This is a genomic window from Brevundimonas sp. T2-11 (assembly GCF_055397675.1).
Genome location: NZ_AP027920.1, coordinates 1,161,824 through 1,178,039, shown reverse-complemented (window position 1 = coordinate 1,178,039; position 16,216 = coordinate 1,161,824). Strand labels below are relative to the sequence as shown.

The following is a 16,216-nucleotide window of genomic DNA, read 5'->3' as shown; positions in this document are numbered from 1 at the left end:
GGCTATAGCCGCTTCTCCATCCAGACGTCGGCGCGCGCATAGGGCGTCGGCTGGGGCGGCAGGTTCACGAAGCCGAAGCGGGCGTAAAGTCCCAGAGCCGGTCCCAGGGTCGAGCTGGTTTCCAGATAGAGGCGGTGCGCGCCCGCGTTCCGGGCCGCCGCCTCGCAGGCCTCCAGAAGACGCAGGGCCAGGCCGCCGCCCCGCGCCTCGGGGCGCACCGTCATCTTGGTGACCTCATAGCCGCCGTCAGACATGGCGATCAGTCCGCAGCACCCGACCGGCAGGCCGTCACGCTCAGCGAGGAAGATATGGCCGCCGCGGGACAGGATCTGCCCCTCGGGATCATCCAGAGTGAGGTGATCCTTGGCCTCCAGCGCGAAGCCGCCTTCGACCAGCCAGTCGGTGTTCAGCCGCTTCCAGGCGTCGCGGCGGTCGGGGGTGTAGGCGACAATGTGATCTTCGAACTGGCTCATGCCCGCTCTATCGCCCCCCACATGCCGACGGACAATGAAAAAGGCGGCTGGATCGCTCCAGCCGCCCTTTCATGTCTTCAGGTTCGAAGAAGCCGATCAGGCTTCGTCGCCCTCGATGGCGAAGACCGGACCGGAGTCCAGGCCCTTGGCGGCGGTGTCGCGATCGACGAACTCGATCACGGCCATCGCGGCGTTGTCGCCGTGACGGAAGCCGGCCTTCATGATGCGGATGTAGCCGCCGTTACGGTCGGCGTAACGCGGGCCGATCGTTTCGAACAGCTTGCCGACTTGCGGCACGTCGCGGACGGCGCTGATGGCCTGACGGCGGGCATGCAGGTCGCCGCGCTTGGCGAGGGTGACCAGCTTCTCGACGAAGGGACGCAGCTCCTTCGCCTTGGGCAGGGTGGTGGTGATCTGCTCGTGCTTGATCAGCGAGGCAGCCATGTTGGCGAACATGGCCTGGCGGTGGCTGACCGTGCGGCCGAGCTTACGATAGGCGGCGCCGTGGCGCATCGGGGTCTCTCCTACTCAACCCTGGTTTCCGGCCCTGAACTAAAGGGGGCGGGACCTGGGGCCTTTTCATTCTAACCGCCCCATCCGCGCCCGATGGGCGCTGGGCGGAGGGTTGATGATCAGATCTGGTCGTCGAACTTCTTGGCCAGGTCTTCGATGTTTTCGGGCGGCCAGTTCGGCACGTCCATGCCGAGCGACAGGCCCATCGTCGCGAGAACTTCCTTGATCTCGTTCAGCGACTTGCGGCCGAAGTTCGGGGTGCGAAGCATTTCGCCCTCGGTCTTCTGGATCAGGTCGCCGATGTAGACAATGTTGTCGTTCTTCAGGCAGTTGGCCGAACGGACCGACAGCTCCAGTTCGTCCACCTTCTTGAGCAGGGCCGGGTTGAACGGCAGGTCAGGCTTGCCGTCCGAGGCCTCGACCGCCTTGGTCGGCTCGTCGAAGGTGATGAAGATCTGCAGCTGGTCTTGCAGGATGCGGGCGGCGTAGGCCACCGCGTCAACCGGCGAGACGGCGCCGTTGGTTTCAACTTCCAGGATCAGCTTGTCGTAATCCATCGACTGGCCCTGGCGGGTCGGCTCGACGCGATAGGCGACGCGCTTGACCGGCGAGTACAGGGCGTCGACGGCGATCAGGCCGATCGGCGCATCTTCCGGACGGTTCAGTTCGGCGGCGACGTAGCCCTTGCCGTTCTGGACCGTCAGTTCCATGCGGATCGAAGCGCCGTCATCCAGGGTGCAGATGACGTGATCGGGGTTCAGAACCTCGATGTCCGCCGGAGCTTCGATCTGGCCCGCCGTGACGACGCCGGGGCCCGTGGCGCGCAGGGTCATGCGCTTGGGGCCTTCGGCGTGCATGCGCAGCGCCAGTTGCTTGATGTTCAGAACGATGTCGACCACGTCTTCCCGCACGCCTTCCAGCGACGAGAACTCGTGAACAACGCCGTCGATCTGGATGGCGGTGACGGCCGCGCCTTGCAGCGAGGACAGCAGAACGCGACGAAGCGCGTTGCCGAGCGTCACACCGAAACCGCGCTCGAGAGGCTCAGCGACCAGACGCGCCTTGCGCAGCGGATCGGAACCACCCTCGACTTGCGGCTTCTCGGGACGGATCAGCTCTTGCCAGTTTCTTTCGATCATAGAGTCCCTCGAACGGGTTTCGTCGGCTCCGGCCTTGTCGACGAGGCCATGGTGGAGCCGACGGAGATTGGGGGTGCCTGGAACGCAGTCGCGATTAGACGCGGCGGCGCTTGGGCGGACGGCAACCGTTGTGCGGCATCGGCGTGACGTCGCGGATGGTGGTGATCGTCATGCCCACGGCCTGAAGGGCGCGCAGAGCCGATTCACGGCCGGAACCCGGGCCCGAAACGTTGACTTCCAGCGTCTTCACGCCGTGCTCAGCAGCCTTCTTGCCGGCGTCTTCAGCCGCCATCTGGGCGGCGTACGGCGTCGACTTGCGCGAGCCCTTGAAGCCCATGTGACCGGCCGACGACCAGGAAATCGCGTTCCCCTGGGCGTCCGTGATCGTGATCATGGTGTTGTTGAAAGAGGCGTTCACGTGAGCCACGCCCGACGTGATGTTCTTGCGTTCGCGGCGCTTAACGCGACCCGGTTCCTTAGCCATCGGTCAGCTCTTTCTCTTACTTCTTCTTGCCGGCGATCGGCTTGGCCGGGCCCTTGCGGGTGCGGGCGTTGGTGTGCGTGCGCTGACCGCGGACCGGCAGGCCCTTGCGGTGACGCAGGCCGCGGTAGCAGGCCAGGTCCATGAGGCGCTTGATGTTCATCGAGGTTTCGCGACGCAGGTCGCCTTCGACGGTGTGGTCCTTGTCGATCGTTTCACGGATCTGCAGGATTTCGGCATCGGTCAGCGAGTTGACGCGGCGAGCGGGCTCAATGCCGACCTTCGCGGTGATTTCCTTGGCGGCGTGCGCGCCGATGCCATGGATGTACTGAAGCGCGATTTCGACGCGCTTGTTGGTCGGAATGTTGACGCCAGCGATACGGGCCACGAGAATCTCCAGATACGCTTAAACAGACGCGGAAACCGCTCCGGTCAACAGACCTGGAACGTGTGCGCCCTTCGCGGAAGCGGCCCTTATACAGGGGATTCTATCGGCGTCAACGGGCGCCCGGTTCTCCGCGGACCTCACGGACCAAACTCCACGCCAACGGTGATCTCGCGTCCCTCGACAGGACGTCCGTCACGTGTCGGGGGACGAAAGCGGAAATGAACCGAGGCCGCAAGGGCCGCCGCACCGAATCCTCTGCCCGGCGGCGTCTCGTCCACAAGGCGGCAGGCCTCGAGCCGCGTGTCGAGGCGGATACGGCATGCGAGGCTCGCGCGGCCGTTCAGGCGCTGACGGAAGGCCTCTCGCGGATGCAGTTGCCGCAGCTGCCCCCTGGAAGGGCCTTGCAGCAGCCGCGGCGGGCCGTCGCCCGCTCCGGGCCCGGCGCCGGCGCCTGCGCCCTCGCCGGATCCCGTCCCTTCCCCGCCCGCTCCCAGCCCCGGCGCCGGGCTGGAGATCGGCGCGACGCCGACGACCAGCGACGGCTCGGGCGCGGGCACGGCCGGCGCCGACAACTCCGGCGGACGTTCGTTCTTCCGGGGCGATGCATGAACACGCGAAGGCGCGGCAGGCGCGCCGCCCCCTGTCGACGGCGCGGGCTTCGGCGGCGGCGGATCCTGTGGAGGCGGAATTGGCGACGGCCGGACGAGTTCCACCTCGACCGGCCGCGAAAAGGGCGTGGGCGCAACGGCGGGCCGCAGATGCCCCAGCAATCCGAACAGGACCAGATGCGCCGCGCTAACGCCCACCGCCATGGCCGCCATGCCGAGTCCGGCTTTTCGTGGCGACGGTCTACTGTTCATCTGCGCCCCTGGAAGCCGATATCCAGACAATAACGCCTGAACGCCCGCTTCAGATCAAAGGCGTGTCAGGCCAGGGCGCCGTCGATGGCGGCGGCGACCGTGGCGATGTCGCCCATGCCGTCGATCTCGGTCAGCTTGCCCTGGGCTTCATAATAGGGAAGCAGGGGCGCAGTCTGGGCGTTGTAGACAGCCAGACGATCCTTGAAGGTCTCGGGATTGTCGTCCGGACGGCCCTGCTCGGCGAAGCGCTTGCCGATACGGGCGGTCAGGGCCTCGTCGTCGACCTTGAGGCGGACGACCCGATCGATCCGGGCGCCGCGCTTGGCCAGCATGGCGTCCAGGGCTTCGGCCTGGGCCACGTTGCGGGGGAAACCATCGAAGATGGCGCCGCCGGCGGCCTCAGCCTCCGGCAGACGGTCCTCGATCAGGGCGATGACGATCTCGTCGGTGACGAGATCGCCGCGCGCCAGCACGTCCTTGACCTTGAGGCCCAGGTCCGAGCCGGAGGCGATCGCGGCGCGCAGCATGTCGCCGGTCGAGAGCTGGATCATGCCCCGCTCCTCGACCAGACGCTTGGCTTGCGTGCCCTTGCCGGCCGCGGGCGGCCCGAACAGGATCAGGTTCATCTTGCGGGCTCCCCTACCCGATTAGCGTCGGGCGGGGGCGGCGCCGCCCCGACCGCCACGACCACGCAGCTTGGCCTTCTTGATCAGGCCCTCGTACTGGTGCGCCAGCAGTTGGGACTGAATCTGGGCCACAGTGTCCATCGTGACCGAAACGACGATCAAGATAGACGTTCCTCCGAAGTAGAGGCTGTTGCCCAGGCTGCTGACCAGGAACTCGGGCAGCAGGCAGACCGCGGTGATATAGGCGGCGCCGATCACCGTCAGACGCGTCAGGACGTAGTCCAGATACTCGGCCGTGCGCTTGCCCGGACGGATGCCCGGCAGGAAGCCGCCGTACTTGCGCAGGTTCTCGGCCGTGTCCTCGGGGTTGAAGGTGATCGAGGTGTAGAAGAAGCAGAAGAAGACGATCAGGACCGCATACAGGATCATGAAGACCGGCTGGCCGTGCGTCAGCTGCGCCGTCACCAGCGGCAGCCAGCTCATCCACTCAGGCAGATTGGCGTTGGCGGTGAACTGGGCCACCGTCGTCGGCAGCATCAGCAGCGACGAGGCGAAGATGGCCGGGATGACGCCGGCGGTGTTGACCTTCAGCGGCAGGAACGAGCGTTCGCCGCCCGTCATGCGGTTGCCTTCCTGGCGCTTCGGATACTGGATCAGAAGCCGGCGCTGGGCGCGTTCCATGAAGACGATGAAGACGATCACGGCCACGGCCATGATGGCGATGAACAGCAGGGTGAAGGCGGACATCTGACCTTGCTGGGCCAGGCCCAGCAGACGGGCCACGGTGGACGGCAGAACCGCCACGATGCCCGCGAAGATGATCAGGGAGATGCCGTTGCCGACGCCGCGCGCCGTCACCTGCTCGCCCAGCCACATCAGGAACATGGTGCCGCCGGTCAGGGTGGTGACCGTCGAGATGATGAAGAACAGACCCGGCTGGTCGATCAGACCAGGCTGGGCGTTCAGGCCGACGGCGATGCCGAACGACTGGGCCAGAGCCAGGAAGACCGTGAGGTAACGGGTGTACTGGTTCAGCTGCTTGCGGCCGCTTTCGCCGCCTTCCTTCTTCAGCTTTTCCCAGGGCGGATAAACCGCGCCCATCAACTGGACGATGATCGAGGCCGAGATGTACGGCATCACGTTCAGCGCGAAGACGGCCATCCGTTCGACGGCGCCGCCCGAGAACATGTTGAACATGTCCAGGATGCCGCGCTGGCCGTCCGGGTTCTGGAAGAAGGCCAGGAAGGCCTCGGAATTGATGCCCGGAATCGGAACATAGGTGCCGATCCGGTAGACCAGCAGCGCGCCCAGCGTGAACAGCAGGCGTTTGTGCAGCTCGGTCGCTTTCGCGAACGAGCCCATGTTCATATTGGCGGCGAGTTGTTCAGCGGCCGAAGCCATCAGGCGGTCCCCACGACTATGCCCGTCGTCAGATAGGCGGAAAGCGGCTCCCTTGCGAGAGCCGCTTTCGGAAAATCGTCATCCCGGTGCGGATGATCCCGGCGAACACCGCATCAGCAGCGCTCGCACGGGATGACGATATCGATTTTAGGCCTTGGCGGCGGCGCGCTTGGCGCGGGCCGAGACCTTGTTGGCGTCGCCCAGCGGCGCCTTGGCGGCCGGAGCCTTGCCCTTGGCGGCGTTGCGCTTCTCGACGCGAGCGGCGGCCTTGGCTTCAGCGGCGATGCGCTGTTGCTCGACCTTGCCGCCGGCGGCTTCGATAGCCTTGACGGCGCCCGACGAGGCCGACCAGACGACCAGGTTCAGCTTGGCCTTCAGTTCGCCTTCGCCCAGAACGCGGACGCCGTCCTTGACGCGACGGATCACGCCGGCGGCCACCAGGGCGGCGCCGTTGATTTCAGCCTTGGCGTCCAGCTTGCCGGCGTCGATGGCTTCCTGCACGCGCCACAGGTTCACTTCAGCGAGCTTCAGCGCGTTCGGGTTGTTGAAGCCGCGCTTCGGCATACGCATGTACAGCGGCATCTGGCCGCCTTCGAAGCCGCCGATGGCGACGCCCGAACGCGACTTCTGACCCTTGACGCCGCGACCGGCGGTCTTGCCCTTGCCCGAACCCGGGCCGCGGCCGACGCGCATGCGCTTCTTGTGGGCGCCTTCGTTGTCGCGGATTTCGTTCAGTTTCATATGCCTGATCCTTTCGGGTTCTAGCGCCAGGTGCCAAGGGCGATCCTGACTCGGCGTTGGAAAAATTGAAGGGCCGCTTCTAGGCGGCCCGTCGCAGCATCGCAAGATGCTTCTTCAAAGAGAAACGCCCTCCCCCGGATCGGGAGAGGGCGCATCGTCTTATTTTTCGACCACTTCGACCATGTGGGCGACCTTGGCGATCATCCCGCGGACCGAGGGGGTGTCCTCCAGCGTCGACTCGCGGCCGATGCGGTTCAGACCCAGACCCGACAGGGTGGCGCGCTGATCCGACTTGCGGCGGATCGGGCTGGCCGTCTGACGGATCGTGACGGTGGCTTGTTCTTTCTTGGCCATGTCTATCAGCCCTCGACAGCTTCAGGCGCCGAGGCGCCGTCGTTGCGGCGGCCCATCAGGTCGGCGACCTTCTTGCCACGCTTCGAAGCAACCTGACGCGGCGACGATTGAACCTTCAGAGCTTCGAAGGTCGCGCGGATCATGTTGTAGGGGTTCGACGAGCCGGTCGACTTGCCCACGACGTCCTGGACGCCGAGGGTTTCGAGGACCGCACGCATCGGACCGCCGGCGATGACGCCGGTGCCGGGAGGGGCCGCGCGCATCATGATCTTGCCAGCGCCCCAACGGCCGTTGCCGTCGTGGTGCAGGGTGCGGTTCTCGCGCAGCGGAACGCGGATCATCGTCTTCTTGGCTTCTTCGGTCGCCTTGCGGATGGCTTCCGGCACTTCGCGCGCCTTGCCGTGACCGAAGCCGACGCGGCCCTTGCCGTCGCCGACGACCATCAGGGCCGCGAACGAGAAACGACGTCCGCCCTTAACCGTGGCGGCGACGCGGTTGATGTGCACCAGCTTCTCGATGATGTCGCTTTCCGGAGCCTCGGCCGCCGGAGCGTTGCGGTCGCGACGGTTACGATCGCCGCCGCCGCGTTGGGGTTCACGAGCCATGCTTCTCGATCCCTTAGAAGTTCAGGCCGGCTTCACGCGCGGCCTCCGCCAGCGCCTTGACGCGGCCGTGATAGATGTAGCCGCCACGGTCGAAGACGACGTCCTTGACGCCCTTCTCGATCGCACGCTCGGCAATCAGCTTGCCGATGAGAGCAGCAGCGGCGACGTCCGAACCCTTGGACCCCTTGCCGCCTTCCAGCGACGAAGCGGCGGCCACCGTGACGCCCTGGGCGTCGTCGATGATCTGGGCCGAGATGTTCTTGTCCGAACGGAAGACCGACAGACGCAGACGACCGTTGGCGACAGCCTTGAGGCGACGACGGTTGCGTTCGGCGCGGCGCTTGGCTTGTTGTTGCAGAGAAAGAGCCATGACTTACTTCTTCTTGCCTTCCTTGCGCCGGACGGTTTCGCCCTGATAGCGCACGCCCTTGCCCTTGTAGGGCTCCGGCGGACGCAGCTTGCGGATGACGGCGGCGATTTCACCGACGGCCTGCTTGTCGTTGCCCGAGATCTTGATCTCGGTCTGCTTGGGCACGACGAAGGTGATGCCGGCCGGCGGAGCGACGTCGACTTCATGCGAGAAGCCGAGCTGCAGCGACAGCGACTGACCCTTCAGGGCGGCGCGGTAACCGACGCCGACCAGTTCCAGGGTCTTCTCGAAGCCCGTGGTCACGCCGGTGACCATGTTGTCGACCAGGGTGCGCGACAGACCCCACATCGCGCGAGCGCGAGGCGTGTCCGAACGCGGGGTCAGCGACAGTTCGTCGCCTTCCTGCTTGACTTCGATTTCTTCGGCCACGGTCCAGGTGCGTTCGCCCTTGGGACCCTTGACCGAGACGGTCTGGCCGTCGAGCGTGACAGTCACGCCCTTCGGCACAGCGATGGTTTTCTTGCCAATACGGGACATATCAGTAGACCCTGCAGAGGACTTCGCCGCCGACGTTAGCGTCGCGAGCGGCGGCGTCAGACATGACGCCCTTCGAAGTCGAAAGGATCGAGATGCCGAGGCCGTTCTTGATCGGCTTCAGATCGTTGATGGCCGAGTAGACGCGGCGGCCGGGCTTCGACACGCGGGCGATCTCAGCGATCACCGGCTGGCCGTCGAAGTACTTCAGCTCGATCTCGAACTGCGGGAACTCGCCGGGGTTCTGAACCAGCGAATAGCCGCGGATGTAGCCTTCGTCCTGCAGCACGTCGAGGACGCGCTGGCGCAGACGCGAGGCGGGGGTCAGCACCTTGGAACGCTTGCGGGTCGCCGCGTTCTTGATGCGAGCGATCATGTCGCTCAGGGGATCGTTGATCATCATGTCTGTTCGCTCCCCTTACCAGCTCGACTTGGTCAGGCCGGGGATCTGCCCCAGGTTGCCCAGCTCGCGCAGCGCGATCCGGCTCATCTTGAGCTTACGGTAGTAAGCCCGCGGACGGCCCGTGACTTCGCAACGGTTGCGAATGCGGGTCGGCGCGGAGTTGCGCGGCAGCGAGGCCAGCTTCAGACGAGCGTCGAAACGCTCTTCCAGCGGCAGGCTCTCGTCGTTGGCGGTCGCCTTCAGGGCGGCCCGCTTCGCGGCATACTTCGCAACCAGGGCCTTGACGGCTTCGTTACGGTTTACGGCGCTTTTCTTAGCCATTGTTCTCTTCCCTTCCCGCTCAGTTCTTGATGAACGGGAAATTGAACTCGGTGAGGAGAGCCTTGGCTTCCTCATCGGTCTTGGCCGTGGTGCAGACGACGATGTCCATGCCCCACATCTGATCGATCTGGTCGTAGTTGATCTCGGGGAACACGATGTGCTCCTTCAGACCCGTGGCGTAGTTGCCGCGACCGTCGAACGAGGTGCCCTTCAGACCACGGAAGTCCTTCACGCGCGGCAGCGCGATCGTGATGAAGCGGTCCAGGAACTCGTACATCTGGGCGCCGCGCAGCGTGACCTTGCCGCCGATGACCATGCCTTCGCGCAGCTTGAAGCCGGCGATGGAGTTACGAGCCTTGGTCGGCACAGCCTTCTGACCGGCGATGGCCGTCAGATCCTTGAGGGCCGCGTTGACCTTCTTGGAGTCCGCGACAGCTTCACCGACGCCCATGTTCAGGACGATCTTGTCCAGCTTGGGGATCTGCATCTCGTTCGTGTAGCCGAACTTTTCCTTCAGGGCGCCGCGGATGCGGTCCTGATATTCGGTCTTGAGACGCGGCGTGTACTTGGTGTCAGCCATTAGATGACGTCTCCCGTGGTCTTGGCGAAGCGAACCTTCGTGTCGCCTTCGACCTTGAAGCCGACGCGGGTCGCCTTGCCGTTGGCGTCGGCGATCGCGACGTTCGACAGGTGAAGCGAGGCTTCCTTGTTCTTGATGCCGCCTTGCGGGTCAGCCTGGGTCGGGCGCGTGTGGCGCTGAACCATGTTGACGCCTTGCACGACGACGCGGTTTTCGGTCGGCAGAACCTTCAGCACCTGGCCGGTGCGTCCCTTGTCCTTGCCGGTCAGGACGACAACGTTGTCGCCCTTCTTGATCTTGGCGGCCATGGTTACAGAACCTCCGGAGCCAGCGAGATGATCTTCATGTGGTTCTTGGCGCGCAGTTCGCGCGGAACCGGGCCGAAGATACGCGTGCCGACCGGCTCGTTCTGCTTGTTGACGATGACGGCGGCCGACTTGTCAAAACGAATGACCGAGCCGTCCTTGCGCTGGATGTCCTTGGCGGTGCGAACGACGATGGCGCGAACGACGTCGCCCTTCTTCACGCGGCCGCGCGGGATAGCTTCCTTCACCGAGGCGACAATGGTGTCGCCCACCGAGGCGTAGCGGCGCTTCGAGCCGCCGAGCACCTTGATGCACATGACCCGGCGAGCGCCCGAGTTATCGGCCACCTCCAGGTTAGTTTGCATCTGGATCATGGGATCCGATCCTTTTCTTTAGGAAGCCGAGGCGGGGGAAACGACTTCCCAACGCTTCAGCTTGGACTTGGGGGCGCACTCGACGATGCGCGCGACGTCGCCGACTTTGAGGCCGTTGGCCTCATCGTGGGCGTGGTACTTCTTGGACAGGCGAACCGTCTTTTTCAGGACCGGGTGCAGCAGAGTGCGCTCGACCTTCACGACGACGGTCTTGTCGCCCTTGTCGGACACGACCACGCCTTCGAGAATACGTTTGGGCATAGGTGTTTCCTTAACCCGCCGCGCGGTTCGCACGCAGAAGCGTGGAAATACGGGCGATGTCCTTGCGCACTTCCGAGACCCGGTGGGTCTTTTCCATCTGGCCGGTGGCGGCCTGGAAGCGCAGGTTGAACTGTTCCTTCTTGAGCTTCAGCAGCTCGTCGGCCAGTTGGTCGGGGGTTTGAGCCCGCAGATCAGCGATCTTGGTCATCAGGCGGCTTCCTCAACGTGAGCGATGCCGGCGTCGAGGCGGGTGACCACCTTGGTGCGGACCGGCAGCTTAGCGGCACCGAGGCGCAGCGCTTCACGAGCCACGTCGTCCGGCACGCCGTCGATTTCGAACAGGATACGGCCCGGGTGGCAACGCGCCGCCCAGTAATCCACCGCGCCCTTGCCCTTACCCATCCGGACTTCGGCCGGCTTGCCCGTGACGGGCAGGTCGGGGAAGACGCGGATCCAGACGCGGCCCTGACGCTTCATCTGACGCGTGATCGCGCGGCGAGCCGCTTCGATCTGACGCGCAGTGATGCGCTCGGGTTCCACCGTCTTCAGGCCGTAGGACCCGAAGTTCAGCGAGAAGCCGCCCTTGGCGGCGCCGTGGATGCGGCCCTTGAAGGCCTTGCGGTACTTGGTCTTTTTCGGTTGCAACATGGCCTATCAGCCCTCACGACCACGGCGCGGACCGCGATCACCGCGGGGGCCGCCACGGCCTTCGTTGGACGACGGACCCGAGGCTTCCTGGGCCCAGCGCTTGTCCTGAGCCATCGGGTCGTGCTCGAGCACCTCACCCTTGAAGACCCAGACCTTCACGCCAATGATGCCGTAGGTCGTCTTGGCTTCGTAGAAGCCATAGTCGATGTCGGCGCGCAGGGTGTGAAGCGGCACGCGACCTTCGCGGTACCATTCCATACGAGCGATTTCGGCGCCGCCCAGACGGCCCGAGACGTTGATGCGGACGCCCTTGGCGCCGAGGCGCATGGCCGACTGCATCGAACGCTTCATGGCGCGACGGAAGGCGATCCGGCGCTCCAGCTGCTGAGCGATGTTTTCAGCGATCAGCTGCGCGTCGGTTTCCGGCTTGCGGACTTCGACGATGTTCAGGTGAACTTCGCCTTCGGTGCGAGCCGAGATGTCCTTGCGGAGCTTCTCGATGTCAGCGCCCTTCTTGCCGATCACGACGCCCGGACGAGCGGCGTAGATCGTCACGCGGCACTTCTTGTGCGGACGCTCGATGATGATGCGCGACACGCCGGCGGCGGCCAGGCGTTCCTTCAGCCACGTACGCAGCTTCAGGTCCTGGTGCAGCAGGCGGGCGTAGTCGGCGCCGCCGGCGAACCAGCGGCTGTCCCACGTGCGGTTCACGCCAAGGCGCAGACCGACCGGATTGATTTTCTGTCCCATCAGGCGGCCTCGCCGGCTTCACGGACCACGATCGTGATCTCGCTGAACGGTTTCAGGATGCGCGACGAGCGACCGCGAGCACGGCTCGCGAAGCGCTTCATCACCAGGTTCTTGCCCACGAAGGCCTCGGCGACGAACAGGTTGTCGATGTCGAGGTTGTGGTTGTTCTCAGCGTTCGAGATCGCCGAGTACAGGACCTTGCGGACGTCGCCAGCGATACGCTTGTGGCTGAATTCCAGCTCGTTCAGCGCCTTCTGAACCGGCAGACCGCGGATCGAAGCGGCGACCAGGTTCAGCTTTTGAGGGCTGATGCGAACGTTGACCAGCTTGGCGCGAGCCTCGGTGGCGCCGACGCGGCGGGGGTTGTTGGACTTGGCCATCAGTTACTTCCTTTTGGCCTTCTTGTCCGCCGCGTGACCCGGGAAGTTCCGGGTCGGGGCGAACTCGCCAAACTTCATGCCGACCATGTCTTCGTTGACCATCACCGGCACATGCTTCTGGCCGTTGTGGACGCCGAAGGTCAGACCGACGAACTGGGGCAGGATGGTGGAGCGGCGCGACCACGTCTTGATCACGTCCTTGCGGCCCGACGTTTGAACGGCGTCGGCCTTCTTGAGCAGATACCCGTCGACAAACGGGCCTTTCCAGGAGGAGCGGGCCATTCTTAGCGAGCCTTCTTAACGTGACGGGTACGGATGATGAACTTGTCCGTAGCCTTGTTCTTGCGGGTGCGGGTGCCCTTGGTGTCCTTGCCCCACGGCGTAACCGGGGTACGACCACCAGAGGTCCGGCCTTCACCACCACCATGCGGGTGGTCGATCGGGTTCATGGCGACGCCGCGAACGTGCGGACGCCAGCCCATGTGACGAACGCGACCGGCCTTGCCGAGGTTCTGGTTCATGTGGTCCGGGTTCGACACGGCGCCGACGGTGGCCATGCACGAGTCCAGGACCATGCGCAGCTCGCCCGAGCCGAGGCGGATCTGGGCGTAGCCCTGATCGCGACCGACCAGCTGGGCGTAGGCGCCGGCCGAACGGGCCAGCTGGGCGCCCTTGCCCGGCTTCATCTCGATGTTGTGGATGATCGTACCCACGGGCATCGAGCGCAGCGGCATGGCGTTGCCCGGCTTCACATCGACCTTCTCACCGGCGACGACAGTGTCGCCAGCCTTCAGGCGCTGCGGAGCGATGATGTAGGTCTTCTCGCCGTCGGCGTAGGTCACCAGGGCGATGAAGGCCGTACGGTTCGGGTCGTATTCCAGACGCTCGACCGTACCGATGGCGTCGAACTTGCGACGCTTGAAGTCGATCTTGCGGTACAGGGTCTTGGCGCCGCCGCCGCGGAAGCGAACGGCCACGCGACCGCCCTGCCCGCGACCGCCCGACTTGGTCAGGCCTTCAACGAGCGACTTCTCGGGACGGCCCTTGTGGAGCTCGGACCGGTCGACCAGCACCAGGGCGCGGCGGCCCGGCGACGTCGGATTGTAGGTTTTCAAGGCCATCGTCTTAGAGCCCCGTCGTGACGTCGATCGACTGGCCGTCAGCCAGCGTCACGATCGCTTTCTTGATGTCCACGCGACGACCGAGGATACCCCGGAAGCGCTTGGTCTTGCCCTTTTGAACCAGGGTGTTGACCTTGAGGACGTTGACTTTGAACAGGCTTTCGACCGCAGCGGCGATCTCGTCCTTGGTCGCCGTGCCGGCGACGCGGAAGACGACCTTGTTCTGCTCCGACAGGATCGTGGCCTTCTCGGTGATCACCGGAGCCAGGATGGTGTCGTAGTGCTTGGCGGTGGGTTGAGCGGCGGCCATTATGCGGCTTCCTTCTCAGCGAAGCGCGCCTCGATCGCCTCGACGGCGGCCTTGGTCAGCACCAGTTTGTCGGCCCGCAGGATGTCATAGACGTTCAGGCCGGCGTTCGGCAGGACGTCGATGTGCGGGATGTTGCGAGCGGCCAGGCCGAAGTTCGTATCGACTTCCGGACCCGCGATGATCAGGGCCTTGGTCCAGCCGAGCTTGCCGAAGGTCTCGCGCAGCGAGGCCGTCTTGGCTTCCTTGACCGAAACGCTGTCGACCACGACCAGATCGCCGGCCTTGACCTTCGAGCTGAGAGCGTGACGCAGAGCCAGGGCGCGGATCTTCTTCGGCAGCGAGAAGCCGTGGTCGCGAACGACCGGACCGAAGGCGCGCGAACCGCCGACGAACTGCGGCGCACGACGCGAACCGTGACGAGCACCGCCGGTGCCCTTCTGCTTGTACATCTTCTTGCCCGTACGAGAGTTCTCGTTGCGGGTTTGAACCTTGTGCGTGCCGGCGCGACGCTTGGCCAGCTGCCAGTTGACGGTACGGGCCAGCAGGTCGCCGCGAATGTCGGAGATGCCGAAGACGGCGTCCGACAGTTCAACGTCGCCAGCAGCCTTGCCGTCGAGTTTGATGACCGAGAGTTTCATTACGCTTCACCGCCTTCGGTCGCTTCAACGGCCGGAGCTTCTTCAGCCGGCGTCGAGGCGGGTTGAGCGGCCTTGGTCGACTTGACGGCGCCCGGGAACGGGGCGTCAGCCGGACGGGCCTTCTTAACAGCGTCGCGGACCTTGACGTAGCTGCCGTCGTGACCCGGGACAGCGCCCTTGATCAGGATCAGGCCACGCTCGGCGTCCACGCGGACGACGGTCAGGTTCTGCTGGGTGACGACTTCCTGGCCGTAGTGGCCGGCCATCTTCTTACCCTTGAAGGTCTTGCCCGGGTCCTGGCGCTGGCCAGTCGAGCCGTGCGAGCGGTGCGACAGCGAGACGCCGTGCGTGGCGCGCAGACCGCCGAAGTTCCAGCGCTTCATGGCGCCGGCGAAGCCCTTACCGATGGTCTCGCCCTGGATGTCGACCCTTTGCCCCGCCAGGAAGTGATCGGCCGACAGCTCGGCGCCCACGTCCAGCAGACCATCCGCGTCAACGCGGAACTCGGTCACATAGTGCTTAGGTTCAACCTCGGCCTTGGCGAACACTTCGCGCTGAGCCTTGTTGGTGTTTTTTGCCTTCTTGGTTCCGGCGCCCAGTTGCAGGGCGACGTAGCCGTCCCGCTCTTGAGTGCGCTGACCCACGACCTGGCAGCCGTCAAGCTGCAGAACCGTGACCGGGATGTGCGCGCCGTCTTCAGCGAAGACGCGCGTCATACCCAGTTTCTTGGCGATCACGCCCGTACGCATGTCGGATCCCGCCTCTTTCTTTCTTAAATCTTGATCTCGACGTCCACACCGGCCGACAGGTCGAGCTTCATGAGCGCGTCCACGGTTTGCGGGGTGGGGTCGATGATGTCGAGCACGCGCTTGTGCGTGCGGATTTCAAACTGCTCACGCGACTTCTTATCGACGTGCGGCGAGCGGTTCACGGTGAACTTTTCGATCAGGGTCGGCAGCGGGATCGGACCACGAACGGTCGCCCCGGTGCGCTTGGCGGTGTTGACGATCTCGCGCGTCGAAAAGTCGAGGACGCGATGGTCGAAGGCCTTGAGCCTGATGCGGATGCTTTGATCCATATCGGTTGTTATTCCCAAGCGGTCGGAACCGCGTCCCTGTGAACCATTTCAAAGACCAGAGCCTCGGGGCGATGCCCCCAGGAAACGCAAATCCGCAAAAACGATCGGCCCACGCAGCACACCGCGAAGGCCGTAAAGTCCCAAGAATGCTGCAAAGAACAGTAACTTAGGTCGTTCCTGCGAACCGCGTCTGCACCCGAAGATGCACAGCCGGTCCAACAAGAGGGGCGCTTATGCCCTTTGATTCCGTTTCCGTCAAGCGCCGAAACCGCCATGCAGCAAGGGTTTGCGACTCATCGCCCGCCCGCCGCCGATCTGCGGTTCGCCCTCTCTATTACAGGGGCCCGAAGGCCGACGACAGCCTTCCGAATTAACCCCTGGGGCGAAAGCGGGGCCACATGACCGTCCGGTTAATCGTTCGCCGCATTGTCGCCCCGACCCGCGACGCAAACGTGCCGCAATGCGTCACTCATCGGCAACATCAGCCCCAAACCGCTGAAATATGACAAGTTCACAACGGCAAAATGACAAAGCGGGGCCTATCTTCCCCTTGCCGTCGTGG

The 16,216-nt window shown here is 64.6% G+C and carries 29 protein-coding genes; all 29 read right to left on the bottom strand.

Annotated features, from left to right (window positions below; translation table 11 throughout):
• Positions 1 to 2: 2 nt before the first annotated feature.
• Positions 3 to 473: a GNAT family N-acetyltransferase gene (locus tag ACZ5XO_RS05915; RefSeq protein ID WP_464164351.1), complete on the bottom strand. Its 471-nt coding sequence runs from the start codon at positions 471 to 473 to the stop codon at positions 3 to 5.
• A gap of 96 nt (positions 474 to 569) precedes the next feature.
• Positions 570 to 986: a 50S ribosomal protein L17 gene (gene rplQ, locus ACZ5XO_RS05910; protein WP_464164350.1), complete on the bottom strand. Its 417-nt coding sequence runs from the start codon at positions 984 to 986 to the stop codon at positions 570 to 572.
• Positions 987 to 1,105: 119 nt separating this feature from the next.
• Positions 1,106 to 2,125: a DNA-directed RNA polymerase subunit alpha gene (locus ACZ5XO_RS05905; RefSeq protein WP_464164349.1), complete on the bottom strand. Its 1,020-nt coding sequence runs from the start codon at positions 2,123 to 2,125 to the stop codon at positions 1,106 to 1,108.
• Between the two features lie 94 nt (positions 2,126 to 2,219).
• Complete coding sequence (gene rpsK, locus ACZ5XO_RS05900; protein WP_242914264.1) at positions 2,220 to 2,609, bottom strand: 30S ribosomal protein S11; 390 nt, start codon at positions 2,607 to 2,609, stop codon at positions 2,220 to 2,222.
• A gap of 16 nt (positions 2,610 to 2,625) precedes the next feature.
• Positions 2,626 to 2,994, bottom strand: a complete 369-nt coding sequence (gene rpsM, locus ACZ5XO_RS05895; RefSeq protein WP_105563653.1) for a 30S ribosomal protein S13 — start codon at positions 2,992 to 2,994, stop codon at positions 2,626 to 2,628.
• Positions 2,995 to 3,131: 137 nt separating this feature from the next.
• On the bottom strand, positions 3,132 to 3,815 hold the full coding sequence (locus ACZ5XO_RS05890; RefSeq protein ID WP_464164348.1) for an energy transducer TonB: 684 nt from the start codon (positions 3,813 to 3,815) through the stop codon (positions 3,132 to 3,134).
• 104 nt (positions 3,816 to 3,919) lie between these two features.
• Complete coding sequence (locus ACZ5XO_RS05885; RefSeq protein WP_464164347.1) at positions 3,920 to 4,480, bottom strand: adenylate kinase; 561 nt, start codon at positions 4,478 to 4,480, stop codon at positions 3,920 to 3,922.
• A gap of 21 nt (positions 4,481 to 4,501) precedes the next feature.
• On the bottom strand, positions 4,502 to 5,881 hold the full coding sequence (secY, locus tag ACZ5XO_RS05880; protein ID WP_464164346.1) for a preprotein translocase subunit SecY: 1,380 nt from the start codon (positions 5,879 to 5,881) through the stop codon (positions 4,502 to 4,504).
• Between the two features lie 147 nt (positions 5,882 to 6,028).
• On the bottom strand, positions 6,029 to 6,622 hold the full coding sequence (gene rplO / locus ACZ5XO_RS05875) for a 50S ribosomal protein L15 (RefSeq protein ID WP_464164345.1): 594 nt from the start codon (positions 6,620 to 6,622) through the stop codon (positions 6,029 to 6,031).
• A 159-nt stretch (positions 6,623 to 6,781) separates the two neighbouring features.
• Positions 6,782 to 6,976 carry a 50S ribosomal protein L30 gene (gene rpmD / locus ACZ5XO_RS05870; RefSeq protein WP_464164344.1) on the bottom strand — a complete coding sequence of 65 codons (195 nt, stop codon included), beginning with the start codon at positions 6,974 to 6,976 and terminating at the stop codon, positions 6,782 to 6,784.
• 5 nt (positions 6,977 to 6,981) lie between these two features.
• Positions 6,982 to 7,581 (bottom strand): 30S ribosomal protein S5, encoded by a 600-nt coding sequence (rpsE, locus tag ACZ5XO_RS05865; protein ID WP_464164343.1) that lies wholly within the window; start codon positions 7,579 to 7,581, stop codon positions 6,982 to 6,984.
• 13 nt (positions 7,582 to 7,594) lie between these two features.
• Positions 7,595 to 7,951: a 50S ribosomal protein L18 gene (gene rplR / locus ACZ5XO_RS05860; protein WP_207826423.1), complete on the bottom strand. Its 357-nt coding sequence runs from the start codon at positions 7,949 to 7,951 to the stop codon at positions 7,595 to 7,597.
• Positions 7,952 to 7,954: 3 nt separating this feature from the next.
• A complete protein-coding gene (gene rplF, locus ACZ5XO_RS05855; RefSeq protein WP_464164342.1) occupies positions 7,955 to 8,488 on the bottom strand; it encodes a 50S ribosomal protein L6 in 534 nt (177 codons plus the stop codon).
• Between the two features lies 1 nt (position 8,489).
• The gene (gene rpsH, locus ACZ5XO_RS05850) at positions 8,490 to 8,888 is read right to left on the bottom strand and encodes a 30S ribosomal protein S8 (RefSeq protein ID WP_207826419.1); all 399 of its coding nucleotides are present in this window, start codon (positions 8,886 to 8,888) and stop codon (positions 8,490 to 8,492) included.
• Positions 8,889 to 8,903: 15 nt separating this feature from the next.
• The gene (gene rpsN, locus ACZ5XO_RS05845) at positions 8,904 to 9,209 is read right to left on the bottom strand and encodes a 30S ribosomal protein S14 (RefSeq protein ID WP_207826417.1); all 306 of its coding nucleotides are present in this window, start codon (positions 9,207 to 9,209) and stop codon (positions 8,904 to 8,906) included.
• A gap of 19 nt (positions 9,210 to 9,228) precedes the next feature.
• On the bottom strand, positions 9,229 to 9,789 hold the full coding sequence (gene rplE / locus ACZ5XO_RS05840; RefSeq protein WP_207826408.1) for a 50S ribosomal protein L5: 561 nt from the start codon (positions 9,787 to 9,789) through the stop codon (positions 9,229 to 9,231).
• On the bottom strand, positions 9,789 to 10,097 hold the full coding sequence (gene rplX, locus ACZ5XO_RS05835) for a 50S ribosomal protein L24 (RefSeq protein ID WP_207826405.1): 309 nt from the start codon (positions 10,095 to 10,097) through the stop codon (positions 9,789 to 9,791). The genes rplE and rplX overlap by 1 nt, the downstream gene beginning before the upstream one ends.
• A 2-nt stretch (positions 10,098 to 10,099) precedes the next feature.
• Entirely contained in the window at positions 10,100 to 10,468 is a 369-nt protein-coding gene (gene rplN, locus ACZ5XO_RS05830; RefSeq protein WP_021698481.1) for a 50S ribosomal protein L14, read from the bottom strand.
• 18 nt (positions 10,469 to 10,486) lie between these two features.
• Entirely contained in the window at positions 10,487 to 10,729 is a 243-nt protein-coding gene (rpsQ, locus tag ACZ5XO_RS05825; protein WP_207826403.1) for a 30S ribosomal protein S17, read from the bottom strand.
• 10 nt (positions 10,730 to 10,739) lie between these two features.
• The gene (gene rpmC / locus ACZ5XO_RS05820; protein WP_207826400.1) at positions 10,740 to 10,937 is read right to left on the bottom strand and encodes a 50S ribosomal protein L29; all 198 of its coding nucleotides are present in this window, start codon (positions 10,935 to 10,937) and stop codon (positions 10,740 to 10,742) included.
• Positions 10,937 to 11,377: a 50S ribosomal protein L16 gene (rplP, locus tag ACZ5XO_RS05815; protein WP_207826397.1), complete on the bottom strand. Its 441-nt coding sequence runs from the start codon at positions 11,375 to 11,377 to the stop codon at positions 10,937 to 10,939. Before rplP ends, rpmC begins: the two co-directional genes overlap by 1 nt.
• A 6-nt stretch (positions 11,378 to 11,383) precedes the next feature.
• Complete coding sequence (gene rpsC / locus ACZ5XO_RS05810; RefSeq protein WP_312783787.1) at positions 11,384 to 12,127, bottom strand: 30S ribosomal protein S3; 744 nt, start codon at positions 12,125 to 12,127, stop codon at positions 11,384 to 11,386.
• The gene (gene rplV, locus ACZ5XO_RS05805; protein ID WP_464164341.1) at positions 12,127 to 12,507 is read right to left on the bottom strand and encodes a 50S ribosomal protein L22; all 381 of its coding nucleotides are present in this window, start codon (positions 12,505 to 12,507) and stop codon (positions 12,127 to 12,129) included. Before rplV ends, rpsC begins: the two co-directional genes overlap by 1 nt.
• A gap of 3 nt (positions 12,508 to 12,510) precedes the next feature.
• The gene (rpsS, locus tag ACZ5XO_RS05800; RefSeq protein ID WP_184272436.1) at positions 12,511 to 12,789 is read right to left on the bottom strand and encodes a 30S ribosomal protein S19; all 279 of its coding nucleotides are present in this window, start codon (positions 12,787 to 12,789) and stop codon (positions 12,511 to 12,513) included.
• Positions 12,790 to 12,791: 2 nt separating this feature from the next.
• Positions 12,792 to 13,628: a 50S ribosomal protein L2 gene (gene rplB, locus ACZ5XO_RS05795; protein WP_464164340.1), complete on the bottom strand. Its 837-nt coding sequence runs from the start codon at positions 13,626 to 13,628 to the stop codon at positions 12,792 to 12,794.
• 4 nt (positions 13,629 to 13,632) lie between these two features.
• Positions 13,633 to 13,938: a 50S ribosomal protein L23 gene (locus ACZ5XO_RS05790; protein ID WP_003170030.1), complete on the bottom strand. Its 306-nt coding sequence runs from the start codon at positions 13,936 to 13,938 to the stop codon at positions 13,633 to 13,635.
• Positions 13,938 to 14,576, bottom strand: a complete 639-nt coding sequence (gene rplD / locus ACZ5XO_RS05785; protein ID WP_464164339.1) for a 50S ribosomal protein L4 — start codon at positions 14,574 to 14,576, stop codon at positions 13,938 to 13,940. Before rplD ends, ACZ5XO_RS05790 begins: the two co-directional genes overlap by 1 nt.
• Positions 14,576 to 15,325 carry a 50S ribosomal protein L3 gene (gene rplC / locus ACZ5XO_RS05780; protein ID WP_464164338.1) on the bottom strand — a complete coding sequence of 250 codons (750 nt, stop codon included), beginning with the start codon at positions 15,323 to 15,325 and terminating at the stop codon, positions 14,576 to 14,578. Before rplC ends, rplD begins: the two co-directional genes overlap by 1 nt.
• A 23-nt stretch (positions 15,326 to 15,348) precedes the next feature.
• Complete coding sequence (rpsJ, locus tag ACZ5XO_RS05775; protein WP_105563630.1) at positions 15,349 to 15,654, bottom strand: 30S ribosomal protein S10; 306 nt, start codon at positions 15,652 to 15,654, stop codon at positions 15,349 to 15,351.
• Positions 15,655 to 16,216 lie beyond the last annotated feature (562 nt).